The organism is Curvibacter sp. EU05-FHT14A10 (assembly GCF_058791075.1).
This window is the reverse complement of the sequence record NZ_JBYTDE010000007.1, coordinates 82,539-95,825: the sequence shown is the minus strand read 5'-3', so window position 1 is coordinate 95,825 and position 13,287 is coordinate 82,539. Positions and strand designations below refer to the sequence as shown.

Sequence of the window (13,287 nt, the reverse complement as noted above, 5' to 3'; positions counted from 1 at the left end):
CCATGAACGCCCCGCAATCCCCCGCGAAGCCCGAGCGCACCATGCGCGCCCTGAGCCCGACCGAGATCGTGACCCGACTGGCGCGCCACCCAGGCTGGCGACTCAACGGCGATGGCGCCGACGTCTGCATCGAGAAGGCCTTTGAATTCGACAGCTACGCGGACACCATGGCCTTCGTCAATGCAGTGGCCTTCGTTGCTCGTCGACGCGATCATCACCCGGAAATGACGGTGCGGCCGCACAGCTGCGTGGTGCGCTTCAACACCCATGATGTGAAGGGCCTGTCCGAGCGCGACTTCGATGCCGCCACCCAGGTGGATGGACTGCTCAACACCGACCCCGAAGGCAGCCCCCGTGAGTGATCGCCGCACCTTGCACGAAGGCCTGGTGGTCGCCAGCCACGGGCGCCACTGCGTCGTCGAAAGTTCAGATGGCGTGCGGCGGATCTGCCACCCTCGCGGCAAGAAGAGTCAGGCAGTGGTGGGTGACCGGGTGAGCTGGCTGTCGGCCACGCCGGGCCAAGGCGAGGAAGGCACCATCGAGAAGGTGCTGCCCCGCAAGAACCTGTTCTACCGGCAAGACGAAATCCGCACCAAGTCCTTTGCCGCCAACCTCGATCAGGTGCTGATCCTGGTGGCGGCCGAGCCCGAGTTCTCGGCCCACCAGCTTTCGCGCGCCCTGATCGCGGCCGAAGCCGAACACATCACGCCGATCATCGGTCTTAACAAGAGCGATCTCGTCGAGCCCTTTGCCCGCGCCTGGGCCCGACTGGCCCCCTACCGGCACATGCATTACGGTGTTCTGCCCTTGTCGCTCAAACAGTCGGGAGAAGTCGATCGCGAGCACCTTTTGCGGCTTCTGAGCCACAAGAACACCCTGGTGCTGGGGCCCTCGGGCTCCGGCAAAAGCACGCTGATCAACCTGCTGGTGCCTGGGGCTCTGGCCGAGACCCAGGAGATTTCGCAGGCCCTGAACTCAGGCAAGCACACGACCACCAGCACTTCGTGGTACTGGGTGGACGCAGAGCGCCAGACCGGCCTGATCGATTCCCCCGGCTTCCAGGAGTTCGGACTGCATCACATCGACCCGGCCCAATTGGCGGCTTACATGCCCGACCTCAAGCCCCATGTGGCGAACTGCAAGTTCTACAACTGCACCCACTTGCACGAGCCAGGCTGCGGCGTGATGGCCGCAGTGAGCGCCGAAGACCGGTCGGACGCCATCAGCGAACAACGCTACCGCATCTATGCCGACCTGTTCGCGGAACTGAGTCAAAGCCGCTATTGAAGCCTTGACGGCCTCGCCACCCGCTCAAGCGGGCAAGAGGGGCCGCAAGGCCTCGACCAGGGCATGGCACTGGTCCGGCGTACCCACCGTGATGCGCAGGTACTGGTCAATGCGCGGCAAACGGAAGTGCCGCACCAGCACCGCGCGCTCACGCAGCCCGGCAGCCAGCAAGCCCGCATCACATGCCGGGTGGCGAGCGAACAGAAAATTGGTCTGCGAGGGCAGAACCTCGAAACCCAGATCCTCAAGCTGCAGGGCCAGGCCTTCGCGGCTGTGCATCACCGCTTGGCGCGTCTTGTCAAAATAGGCTTGATCCTCGTAGGCCGCCTGCGCGCCCGCTTGGGCCAGCTTGTCTAGGGGGTAGGAGTTGAAGCTGTTCTTGACCCGCTCCAGGGCGTCGATCAGGTGGCGCTGCCCCATCGCCACCCCCACCCGCAATCCCGCCAGCGAGCGGGACTTGGACAGCGTGTGCACCACCAGCAGGTTCGGGTGCTGCTCAATCAAGGACACCGCGCTCTGGCCGCCAAAGTCAACATAGGCCTCGTCCACCAGCACCACCTTGTCGGGGTGCTGGCGCAGCAGGCACTGGATCTCAGCCAAGGGCAAGCCGATACCGGTAGGGGCATTGGGATTGGCCACCACCACACCTGCGGCCACGGAACCCGCAGGCGCGACCAGATCAGCAACCTCCAGCCGAAGTCCTTCACGCAAAGGGATTTTCAGCGCAGGGATGCCATACAGATCGCAATAAACACTGTAGAAGCTGTAGGTGATGTCCGGCATCAGCAGCGGGACGCCACCGTGCTGGAAAAAGGCCTGGAAGGCGTGGGCCAAGACCTCATCCGACCCGTTGCCCACGAACACCTCACCCCACTGCAAACCATGGTGGGCCGCGATGGTGCGACGCAATTCGAGGGACTCCGGATCAGGGTAGCGCTCCAGGCCCGCAAGGGTAGCGGCATGGATCGCGGCCAGCACCCGAGGCGATGGCGGGTAAGGGTTCTCGTTGGTGTTGAGCTTGACCAGGCCGGCCATGCGCGGCTGCTCACCGGGCACATAGGGCTTGAGCGTGCCCACCAGGGGGCTCCAGAAACTTGGATTCATGACGGATCTCTCGCTTGCATGAGGGCCCCAGGGTGCAGGGCAGAATCAAGACGGGGCCTTGGACGGGCCCGGGGCTGTCAGGCGCAGCGTCCTGACAGCTGTGATCAACCCAGCAGACGGGCCAGCGTCAGCAGGGCCAACAAAACCATCCACACCACGACAGAGCGCCACACCAAGCCCACGATCTGGGCCAGGTGAGCGACCTCCGGCTCTCGGCCCGGCGTGCTGTCGCTGTCTGCCGACTCGGCATCGGCCTCGCCTGCCGAAAATTCGGGCAGTTGAGAAGGCAAGGCGGTGACTTTCAAGGCCTCGCCACCCAGACGCACATTGATCGCCCCTGCCGTCGCGGCCAGCACCACACCGTCGTTGTCATTGGGAAACCGCTGGGCATGGTAGCGCCAGCCATCGATGGCCTCCTCGAAGTTACCAACCACCGCGAAGACCAGCGCCGTCAGGCGCGCGGGCAGCCAATCGATCACAGTCCAGGACTGGGCGGCAGCACGTTGAAGGGCATCGCTCACTGCCTGCTGCCCCACGCGATTGCGGTAACGCCAATAACGCGACACAAACTCGGACAAGCGGTAGATCACCGCCCCTGCGGGCCCCAGGCCGACCGCCGCGAGCACGGAGTACCAGGCCAGCACGCCAAACACGTGCCGGTGGGCCGCCAGCACCGAGTACTCGATCACATGGCGCACGATCTCACTGCGCGGCAACTCGCTGGCATCCACCTGCTGCCACTGGGCCAACAGCTCACGGGCTCGCGCCTCGTCCCCATCTTCAAGGGCATCGCGGATGTCGGTGAAATGGTGGCTGAACTGCCGGAATCCCAGGGTGACGTACAGCACAGCCACGTTCCAGAGCATGGCCACTGGCCAGCCCACAAACACCCACAGCAACCAGTGGATGGCCAGCGCCATCAGCGCCGGAAACAGCACAGCGAGGCCCCAGGTGATCCAACCATGCTGAGGTTTGCCGGCATCAAAATTGCGGCTGGCCGTGCGCGCCCAGGCCCGCAATCCCGCATGAATCGGATTGCTGCGCCCCAACGGCCGGGCCTGCTCGATCAACAAAGCCAAAAGAATGGCGAAAAAACTCATGTCGCGATGATACCGGGGGCTCTTGCCGCTTCAGCGTCGCAGCCCTCAGGCGACCAGAAATCGGTAGAAATTGCGCAACATGCCGGCCGTGGCACCCCAGATGAAACGCTCCTGCTCACCGTCCATCCACGGCATCGAAAACCATTCGCGCCGCACCCCTTCGGCCTCATAGGCATGGCGCCGGTGGTTCGCAGGGTTCATCAGAAAGGCCAGCGGCACCTCAAAGGCCGAGGCCACCTCGTCAGGGTTGAGCTGCAGGCTGAAACCCGGACTGACCAAGCCCACCACCGGGGTGACGATGTAAGCCGTGCCGGTGGTGTAAATGGGCAGGCTGCCCAGCACCTGAACGTGCTCTGGCGCCAGCCCCACCTCTTCCTGGGCTTCGCGCAAGGCCGTGGCCGCAGGCGAGGCATCGGTGTCGTCCATGCGCCCCCCTGGAAACGCGACCTGGCCGGAGTGCGTCGACAGATGCTCAGTGCGCTGGGTGAGCAGCACCGTAGGCTCGTCACGCAGCACGATGGGCACCAGCACCGAAGCCTGGGCGGGTTGCCGATTGGCGAAGCGGCGCTCCATCGTCACTTCGGGCTGCCAGGTCGGCGGCAGGGCAAACCGCTTGGCCATGGCCTCGGGGCGCATTCGCTCCGCACTGACGGCCGGCAAATCAGCATCCGTGCGCAGCACCGGCACCGCACGGGGGTCAAAGTTCGGCAGGCGCGACAAGGGCGTGAGGGCGGAGGGTTCAGTGCTCAAGGAAAGGCCCCTGGGGTGAAAGCAATGGCCTGGCAGACCGGATGGTGTGCCGCAAAAACAAAAAAGCCGCTGACAGCATGGGCTGCAGCGGCTTTCCCGGAAGAAGCTATCAAGCTCAGGCGGCAGCAGCCACCTTGTTGACACGCGACGGCAGCTTTTCCTTGATGCGAGCCGACTTGCCGCTGCGCGAACGCAGGTAGTACAGCTTGGCACGGCGGACATCACCACGACGCTTGACTTCGATGCTGGCGATCAGCGGGCTGTAGGTTTGGAACGTACGTTCCACGCCTTCGCCGCTGGAGATCTTGCGCACGATGAAGCCACTGTTGAGGCCACGGTTGCGCTTGGCGATCACGACGCCTTCGAAAGCCTGAACGCGCTTGCGGGTGCCTTCAACCACGTTCACGCTGACGATCACGGTGTCGCCAGGGGCGAACTCGGGAATGGTCTTGTTCAGGCGAGCAATTTCTTCTTGCTCAAGAGTTTGGATCAGATTCATGAGGACCTCATACGATCTTGCCCGCGCCAGGATGGCAGTGTCGGAATGACGTGCACCGTGCTGCACAGGACTGAAGCAAAACGCCGTGCTGACGCACGACACACTGCTTCAACCCTGGGGACAATTCAGAAGAATTTGCAAGGTGGCTTGTCCGCAAAATGACGGATCAAGCGGCCGGCCAGAGGATCGAAAAGCCTTTGATTATAACCAATCAGGAATTTCTGGCCAAGGCGGCCTCATCCTTGGCACTCAGCAGACCGGATTCACGCGCCGCCACGATCAGTTCAGGCCGGTGTTGCGCCGTGATGCGAAGGCGCTCGTCCCGACGCCATCGCTCGATGTGGGCATGGTGCCCCGACAGCAGCACCTCAGGCACAGGAACCGGCGCGGCGCCCTCACCGGGCTGCCAGACTTCGGGCCGGGTGTAGTGCGGACAGTCCAGCAGCCCATCGAGGGCCGGATTGAAGCTGTCGAATTGGTGGCTGCCCTCGTCATTGAGCACACCGGGCTGCAGACGTGTGACGGCATCGATCAGGGCCATGGCAGCAATCTCGCCCCCCGACAGCACGAAATCACCCAGGCTGATCTGCGCATCGACATGGGCATCAATGAAGCGCTGATCGATGCCCTCGTAACGACCGCACAGCAAGATCGCACCTGGACCTTGCGCCCACCGCTCAACGCCAGGATGGTTGAGCACCCGCCCGATGGGCGAAAACAGCACCACCGGCGCCCGCTCATCCTCGGCCAGGCTGGCACGGTCGGCACGGAGGGCCTGCAGGCAACGCTCCAGAGGTTCGATCATCATGACCATGCCTGGGCCGCCACCAAAAGGCCGGTCATCCACGCGCCGGTAGTTGCCTTGGGCAAAATCGCGCGGATTCCAGAGACGAACGCTCACCTGGCCTGAGGCATAGGCCCGGCGCGTCACGCCCGCCGCCAGAAACGGCTCGAACAACTCAGGGAACAGGGTGATGACGTCAAATCGCATGGGTTGATGCCGGCCAGGCTCAGTAATCAGGCTGCCAATCGACGGTGATGCATCGGCCCGCCAGGTCCACCTTGTCCACATAAGCCGCCACAAAGGGCACCATGCGCTCCAGGGTCTTGCCGTCTTGCTCATAGGCGATGACCAGCACCGTCTGAGGCCCGGTGTGCATCAGGTCGCGCACCACACCCAGCGCCAGGCCTTCGCGGTTCACCACATTCAGACCGAGCAGGTCCACCCAGTAGTACTCATCGGCGCCAGCAGTCGGGAAGCTGGAGCGCGGCACAAAAATCCGCGCACCTTTCAGGGCTTCGGCCGCATTGCGATCAGGCACATCAAGAGAGGTGGCCACGACAGAGTCCGAATGGTCCTTGGCCTCCTTGATCACCAGGCGCACGGTCCCTGTGAAGGTCTTGGCCCCTTTTTCAGCCGGTTGCAGGTACCAGCGCTTGGACGAAAACAGGGCCTCAGGCGAGGCGCTGTAAGGCAACACCCGGAACCAGCCTTTGATGCCCCAGGCATCGGCAATGCGACCCACCTCGATGGCATCGACCGGAAGCTCAGCGGCTTCGAGAGGGGGAAAGTTCTGTGACATGAAAATGCAGGCCCCAAAAAAATTCAGGCCGGCGGTGCGAACACTGCCGGCCTGTTGATGCGCTCAGTCTATGCGCTCAATCAGTCAAGCGAAGAGCGTGCGGATTGAACGCGTGGCGCGATCAGGCAGCCTTCTTGGCCAGTTGCTTGATCAGGCGTTCCACGGTGTCGGAAGCCTGGGCGCCAACGCCCTTCCAGTAGGTCAGACGGTCTTGCGCAATGCGCAGACCTTCTTCCGATTCCTTGGCGCTGGGGTTGTAAAAACCCAGACGCTCAATGAAGCGGCCATCGCGACGTTCGCGCTTGTCTGCGACGACGATGTTATAGAACGGACGGGCCTTGGAGCCGCCGCGGGAGAGTCGAATGACGACCATGATTTATCCTTGGGTGGTGGAATTTCTTCCGAAATTTCTTCCAGCGTTGAGACACGCGACATAGCCACCCGGCCAGCGACACGCTGAATAGCTCTCGATTATAACCCCTTCACGTTTTTATGCCGATCATCCGCCCCAGCACCGAAGCCGACGTACCCGCCATCACCGCCCTCTATGCCCATCATGTGCTGCATGGCACCGGTACTTTTGAGGTCGATCCGCCCAATGAAACCGACATGGCCGCAAGGCGCACTGACGTGCTGGCCAAAGGCCTGCCCTACCTGGTCATGGAGCACGAGGGCCGGGTGGTGGGCTTCTCGTATTGCAACTGGTTCAAGCCTCGGCCCGCCTATCGTTTTTCCGCAGAAGACTCGATCTACATGGCCCCGGAGGCCAAGGGCCAGGGCTGGGGGCGCGCCTTGCTGGCCGAACTGGCCGCCAGGGCCGAGGCCGTGGGCGTGCGCAAGTTGATCGCCGTGATCGGTGACTCGGCCAACGCCGGTTCGATCGGCGTGCACCGCAGTGTCGGCTTCACTCCGGCCGGTGTACTCAAGGCCTGCGGCTGGAAGTTCAATCGATGGCTCGACATCGTGCTGATGGAAAAAAGCCTCGGTCAGGGCGACCGCAGTTCACCCGAGTAAAGTCGGGCCATGAAAAACAAAACCCTCGCGGCGTGGCTGGCCTTTCTGGGCGGCCCGCTGGGCTTGCATCGTTTTTACCTGAAGGGTTGGGGTGACTGGCTGGGCTGGGCGCTTTGGGTTCCGACCCTGCTCGGCCTGTGGGGTCTTGAGCGGGTGCAGGCTCTGGGCCTGGACGACACCTTGAGTTGGGTGTTGCTGCCCGTGATGGGTTTCAACATCGCAGGCTGTGCCCTGTGTGCCATCGTCTATGGACTGATGACACCCGAGAAATGGAACAGCCGCTACAACCCCGGCGCAGCGGGTGATGCGCCCCCGGGACGCACCCACTGGGGCACAGTTGCGGTACTGGCAGCCGCCTTGTTGATCGGCACCGGCGTGCTGATGGCCAGCCTGGTCTACAGTTTTCAGCGCTACTTTGAATACCAGATCGACGAAGCCCGCAAGATCTCCCAGCCTGCCGACTGAGGCTCAGGGCCTCAGCCGCGCGCTGGCAAAGAGTTGAGCGGATCGCCGCCGTAGAGCCAGGGGACATCCAGGAGCCGGTCACCCAGGAGCTGCATGCCCAGGTCTCGGCCCCAACGCAGCAAACCACTGGAGTGGAAGATGCGCCCGTTGCGCTCGGCCCGGGCCTGCACGCGGGCGCAACGTTGCCAACGGTTCAGTGCGTAGCGCTGCAGCCGGGTGGGTAGATCGATCTCGAACATGGCCAGGGACTGCGCCAAGGCGTGGGCATCCTCGATGGCCATGCCTGCGCCCTGGGCGAGGTAGGGGCGCATGGGGTGCGCTGCATCGCCCAGCAGGGCCACACGCCCGCGAGCCATCTGGTCGGCGCCCGCCACGGGCGGCCGGTCGCACAAGGCCCAGAGGCGCCATTCAGGCACGGCTCCGATCAGCGCCTGCAAGCCCGCGCAGGTCCCGGCCATGGCGATTTGCAACTGCTGCGCATTGGTGCTGTGGTCCCAATGGCTGAGATCGCCCTCGACCTCGCCGTGCACGATGGCCACCACGTTCTGCCAGTCGCCCCCCCGCACCGGGTAGGCCACCACATGCAGACGCGGCCCCAGCCAGGCCGTGACAGATTGGGTTCTCAAGGCCGCAGGCAAAGACGATTGCGGCAACATGGCACGAAAGGCCAGATGGCCGGTGGCACGCGGCTGACTGTCGCCCCACACCTCACGCCGCACCTGGCTCCACAGGCCGTCGGCACCGACCAATACATCACCTTCAATGCGCTTTCGACCCTCCAGCTCCAGTGACACCCCCTCCCCAGCGGCCGCCCCATGCACGCCCAGTACGGACGAGGCCTGGTGCAGCGCCACCTGCCCATGGGCACGGACGGCCTCCAACAGCACGTGGTGCAGGTCGGCGCGGTGGATGGTGGCATAGGGTGCGCCGTAGCGCGCCTCGGCGCGGCCACGCAACGCCAGCCCGCCCAGCACGGCCCCAGACAACGCAGACCGCACCTGCAGCCGATCCGGAAAGGCAGCCACCTCTTTGAGCGCGGCCTCCAGCCCCCAGTGATGGAGCACACGGACCACGTTCGGGCTGATCTGGATCCCTGCCCCCACCTCGCTGAAAACAGGGGCGCGCTCAAACAGGCGCACCACCCAACCGGCTTGCGCACAGGCCAGGGCGGCGGCCAAGCCGCCAATCCCACCACCGGCCACCAAAACTTCGATCTGCTGACTCATCCGAGGATTGTGCCGCGCTCCTGGCGCTCGTTTTCGACCAAGCCTTGCGCTCGCTCAAGCACATCGACTGGCGACGGCCGCCCGAAGAGGTAGCCCTGAAAGGCTCGGCACCCACTTTGAAACAAAAATTCGAGCTGTCCCAGCGTCTCGACCCCTTCGGCCACCACGGCCAGGTCCAGGCTGCCGGCCAAAGCCAGAATGGTGCGGACGATGGCGGCGTCGTTGGGATCAACCAGGACATCACGCACAAAGGACTGATCGATTTTCAACTGATCCAGCGGCAGACGCTTCAGATAGCTCAGGCTGGAGTACCCGGTGCCAAAGTCGTCCAACGAAAAGCGCACGCCTTCCATGCGCAATTCGGTCATCTTGGCAATCATGTCCTCCACATCGGTGAGCAGAAGGCTCTCCGTCAACTCCAGTTGCAGACATCGCGCCCGAGCCCCGGAGCGCGACAGGCTCTGGCGTACCCAGGACACGAAATCAGGGTGCCTGAATTGCCGGGCGCTCACATTGACAGAAATGGTCAGGTCACGCGTGGCCTCCTGCTCTGACCACCTCACGAGCTGGGCACAGGCCTGGTCGAGCACCCACAGACCCAGGGGCAGGATCAGTCCCGTCTGCTCGGCCAAGGGGATGAATTCCCCCGGCGAGACCATGCCGCGCTGCGGATGCGCCCAGCGCACCAAGGCCTCGGCACCGGTGATGCGACGCGCGTCGTCCACCACGGGTTGGTAGTACAGCAGCAGTTCATGGCGCAGCAGGCCCTGCCGCAGGTCGCCCTCCAGCACCGAACGTGCGGTGACGGCGGCCTGCATCTGCGGGTCAAAGAAGCGCAGCGTGTTGCGCCCGTTCGCCTTGGCCTGATACATGGCCAGGTCGGCACGCTTGAGCAACTCATCAATCGGGGTTTCGTCGCCCTGGAACAGAGTGATGCCGATGCTGGGTGTGCTGTAGTACTCCAGGCCGTTGAGGTCAAAAGGCTTGTTCATGCTGGCCAGCAGCTTTTCAGCCACACGTTCGGTCTGCTCCGCGGCCGCAGCCCGGTCATGGGCCAGGTCTTCCAGCATCAACACAAACTCGTCGCCTCCGAAGCGCGCGACCGTATCGCACTGCCGCACGCACTTGACGAGCCGGCGCCCGACCTGCACCAGCAGTTGATCGCCCTTGGCGTGGCCCAAGGTGTCGTTCAGATCCTTGAAGTTGTCCAGGTCCAGGAACAACAGGGCCCCGTGATGCCCCATGCGCTCGCTGGACAGGCAGGCTTGATGCAGGCGATCGATCAGCAGGCGACGATTGGGCAGTTCGGTCAGTGCATCGTAGAAAGCCAGGCGCTCGATTTCGCGCTCGGCTCGCTTGCGATCCGTGATGTCACGCGCCACCCCCAGAATGCCCGTGATTTGGCCTTCATTGTCCCGAATGGGTGTCTTGATGGTTTCGAACAAGCCATGGTGACCATCCGAGAACACCATGTCCTCTTCGTAGATCATCGCCTGCTTCAATTTCAGCATTTCCAGGTCCCGGGCACGGTAATGCCGGGCGGCCTCCACCGAGAACAGTTGCTCGTCGGTGCACCCCATGATGGCGGCCTCGCCGTGCCCGGCAAATCGCTCGAAAACCGGATTGCAATATTGGTAACGGCCTTCGATGTCCTTCAGGAACACCATGTCAGGCAGTGCATTGACCAGGGCTCGCAGGCGGGTCTGGTTCTGCTCCAGGGCCAGTTCCATGGTCTTGCGTTCGGTGGTGTCGATGGCAAAGGCAATGAAGCCGACGATCGCGCCGTCCGCCCCACGCTCGGGCGCCAATGTGGTGTGGCGGTAGCGCACCTGCCCCGAGGGCAGTTCCACCCGGTTCTCGAAAACGACCAGCTCCCCGGCCAAGGTACGCTCCACAAAGGGCAGCATGCGCTGCAGCCGGTCCGGTGAAACGATGGCCGACAAGGGCTGCCCGCGCATGGCCTCGACCGAATGACCGAACCAGGAGGCGTGGGCCTGGTTGACAAACTGAAACCTGAGGTCGCGATCCAGCCGCGACACCCCACCGGGCATCTGCATGAGAATGCTGGCCAGTTGCGCATCCTTCTCATGGGCCCGTCGCTCAGCCTCTTTGCGGGGGGTGACATCAATGTTGAAGCCCACCAGTCCCCGCACCGATTCGCCCTGCCAAAGAGGCGCCACGATGCACAGGAACGAGCGCATCCGGCCCTGCACCGGGGTGTCCATCTCGTATTCGATCACTTCGCCTTGCCAGGCTCGGGCGTTGTAGCGTGCCCAGCGTGCCTGCTCTTCCACCTGGTCGGTGCACTGAGCCGGTGTCAGGCCCAGTTGGGTGCCGAAATGGGCCACCCGTGCCGGGTTCTCGAGCACGAGGCGTTCCTGCTCGTCCCGCACCCAGGCCTCAAATGGCATGTTGTCGACCATGGTGCGCAAGACGGCTTCATTGCTGCGTTGCAATTGCTCGTCCAACTTTTCACGGGTGATGTCCAACACCAGCCCGTCCCACATGACGCGACCATCGTCCAAAGGCCTGGGCGCCGAGCAGACACGCAGCCACCGCATGACCCCATTTTTGCCAGGCATGCGCACCACCACATCCAACACGGACATCGAACGCGCTGATTCGGCCTCTGCCGCGCGTAGCAAGTCCAGGTCCTCGGGTAGCAGGCGCCCGTACAACAACATCGGATCGCGCACAACATCGGCCATGTTCATGCCGCCCACACGCTGCACCGCATCGCTCACATACACAAATCTGTTGTGGCCCTGCAGGTCACGTTCGGCCTGAAAAAGCAGTCCGTTGGGAATATTCCTGGCCAGGGCGGCCAGTTGGGCCTCCCGATCACGCAACGAGGCCTCGGTCCGCCTCACCAGTTCATAGGGCTGGCGAATGTTGATGCCAAACACGGCCCGGAAGATAAGCCAATCCGCCAGCACCTTGAAGACATGCCCCAGCACATTGAGTGAATCTTCTGGCGCGTGGTAGCTGGCAAACACGACCTCGCCCAAGGCCATCACGAAACAGGCCCCCGCCAGCCAATACCCACGCGATCGGCCGGTGCGCTGTGCCGAGCCCCAGAAAGTGACCGCAATCGCCAGGTTGACCAGACACAGCAGGTATTCGACAAACACCTTGAATGTCGTCAGGCCGTATTCCGGCACATAGACCGCAGGCAAACCCGCTGGCGGCCAGGTGAACAGCCCGAACAAGCCCAGCGAAACCGCCACGGCGGCTCCGAACCAGCGTCCGGCCGCACCCGGCAGGCGAAGGTTGATCGCCAGCAGCGTCAACGCCAGGGTTTCGAAAATCCGAGCGGCCAACCAGAAGTAAATTGCCTTGGAGGTACTCGATGTGGACAACAAAGGCGGCATCCCGGCGTAGGACAGCGCGTGCAACAAATCGCAGACAGCCGTCACCGTGAAGCCGAAAATCAGGGCATTGGACTGCCTCCGCTGCACCCGGTCCAGCGAGTACCAGGACACGGCCACCACCAAAGAGGCCACCACCACGGCCGACAACTCCAGCAGAAGGTGCAAACCCAGCCACAAACCCTCACCCCGCTCAAACAGCCGCACCGGGGGTGACAACATCAACAATGAAAGAAGCACCCCGGCAGCCATCCCCAGTCGGGTCGTTATTTTTCGCGCCTGAAGACTGGCGTCTTGGTCCTTCATGCTGACAGCCTATCGATTTCGTTACATCCTTTATCAGGCAAAAACGACCGATCGACAATAAGAATGTGGAGCATTGCGGCCTAAATACCTCAATCCCGTCGGTCGGCTGCTAGAGAACGGTCTTCGTCAGCCCGCAGCAAGGTCTGATCATTGGACTCACCCCATGACCGATGACACGGCAGGCCCATCCCGGGCCGAGGCCGCACCGCCTGCCCCGGTTCGGTGCATGAAGGACTTGTCAGCGACGATGCGAAAACGAACGGAGAACCGCCATGGAAAAATCGAGGCGGCAGGGCATGGCGCTCCCAAAAAGCACCGGTCTTCCTGCGGATGACGAAATCCTGAGCACCAGCCGAACAGACGGGTTCAGCCGTTCATTTCATCCGCGCAACGCTGCGGCCGGATATGGGGTCCGCCTTGCGGCGCACCTTGCTTGAATGACAAAGCGCTCTGCCGACACTGACAATTCAAGGAGATAGCCAACACGCCAATCTCAAATACCTTCACGCACCCAAAATGAAAATCAAAAACACATGATTTTCACTATATCAATTCACATCATCAAACCCGCCGATCCATGAGCCC

General features: G+C 62.9%; 13 protein-coding genes. 4 read left to right on the top strand and 9 right to left on the bottom strand.

Annotated elements, in window-relative coordinates:
• Positions 1–2 precede the first annotated feature (2 nt).
• Together AC3WUT_RS15035 and rsgA are read left to right on the top strand one after the other, a co-directional pair.
• Positions 3–362, top strand: a complete 360-nt coding sequence (locus AC3WUT_RS15035) for a 4a-hydroxytetrahydrobiopterin dehydratase (protein WP_492347889.1) — start codon at positions 3–5, stop codon at positions 360–362.
• Positions 319–1,287 (top strand): ribosome small subunit-dependent GTPase A, encoded by a 969-nt coding sequence (gene rsgA, locus AC3WUT_RS15030; RefSeq protein ID WP_492347888.1) that lies wholly within the window; start codon positions 319–321, stop codon positions 1,285–1,287. Before AC3WUT_RS15035 ends, rsgA begins: the two co-directional genes overlap by 44 nt.
• Before the next feature lie 24 nt (positions 1,288–1,311).
• Here the strand turns inward: rsgA and hisC are convergent, their stop codons facing one another.
• The 7 genes from hisC to rpsP form a co-directional block, all read right to left on the bottom strand.
• A complete protein-coding gene (gene hisC / locus AC3WUT_RS15025; RefSeq protein ID WP_492347887.1) occupies positions 1,312–2,391 on the bottom strand; it encodes a histidinol-phosphate transaminase in 1,080 nt (359 codons plus the stop codon).
• Between the two features lie 104 nt (positions 2,392–2,495).
• Entirely contained in the window at positions 2,496–3,491 is a 996-nt protein-coding gene (locus AC3WUT_RS15020; RefSeq protein WP_492347886.1) for a CobD/CbiB family protein, read from the bottom strand.
• A gap of 45 nt (positions 3,492–3,536) precedes the next feature.
• Complete coding sequence (locus AC3WUT_RS15015) at positions 3,537–4,241, bottom strand: CoA pyrophosphatase (RefSeq protein WP_492347885.1); 705 nt, start codon at positions 4,239–4,241, stop codon at positions 3,537–3,539.
• A gap of 115 nt (positions 4,242–4,356) precedes the next feature.
• Positions 4,357–4,740, bottom strand: coding sequence for a 50S ribosomal protein L19 (rplS, locus tag AC3WUT_RS15010; protein ID WP_492347884.1), 384 nt, complete (start codon positions 4,738–4,740; stop codon positions 4,357–4,359).
• A gap of 211 nt (positions 4,741–4,951) precedes the next feature.
• Positions 4,952–5,731: a tRNA (guanosine(37)-N1)-methyltransferase TrmD gene (gene trmD, locus AC3WUT_RS15005; RefSeq protein WP_492347883.1), complete on the bottom strand. Its 780-nt coding sequence runs from the start codon at positions 5,729–5,731 to the stop codon at positions 4,952–4,954.
• A 19-nt stretch (positions 5,732–5,750) separates the two neighbouring features.
• Complete coding sequence (gene rimM / locus AC3WUT_RS15000; protein ID WP_492347882.1) at positions 5,751–6,323, bottom strand: ribosome maturation factor RimM; 573 nt, start codon at positions 6,321–6,323, stop codon at positions 5,751–5,753.
• A 121-nt stretch (positions 6,324–6,444) separates the two neighbouring features.
• Positions 6,445–6,696, bottom strand: coding sequence for a 30S ribosomal protein S16 (gene rpsP, locus AC3WUT_RS14995; protein ID WP_019574721.1), 252 nt, complete (start codon positions 6,694–6,696; stop codon positions 6,445–6,447).
• 119 nt (positions 6,697–6,815) lie between these two features.
• Between rpsP and AC3WUT_RS14990 the strand changes: the two genes are divergently transcribed.
• Both AC3WUT_RS14990 and AC3WUT_RS14985 read left to right on the top strand, forming a co-directional pair.
• Complete coding sequence (locus AC3WUT_RS14990) at positions 6,816–7,337, top strand: GNAT family N-acetyltransferase (protein WP_492347881.1); 522 nt, start codon at positions 6,816–6,818, stop codon at positions 7,335–7,337.
• A 9-nt stretch (positions 7,338–7,346) separates the two neighbouring features.
• Positions 7,347–7,802 carry an NINE protein gene (locus AC3WUT_RS14985; protein WP_492347880.1) on the top strand — a complete coding sequence of 152 codons (456 nt, stop codon included), beginning with the start codon at positions 7,347–7,349 and terminating at the stop codon, positions 7,800–7,802.
• An 11-nt stretch (positions 7,803–7,813) separates the two neighbouring features.
• On the opposite strand, the gene AC3WUT_RS14980 is transcribed toward AC3WUT_RS14985, so the two are convergent.
• A complete protein-coding gene (locus AC3WUT_RS14980; protein ID WP_492347879.1) occupies positions 7,814–9,028 on the bottom strand; it encodes an FAD-dependent monooxygenase in 1,215 nt (404 codons plus the stop codon).
• Positions 9,025–12,618, bottom strand: a complete 3,594-nt coding sequence (locus tag AC3WUT_RS14975; RefSeq protein ID WP_492347878.1) for a bifunctional diguanylate cyclase/phosphodiesterase — start codon at positions 12,616–12,618, stop codon at positions 9,025–9,027. The genes AC3WUT_RS14980 and AC3WUT_RS14975 overlap by 4 nt, the downstream gene beginning before the upstream one ends.
• Positions 12,619–13,287: the final 669 nt, after the last annotated feature.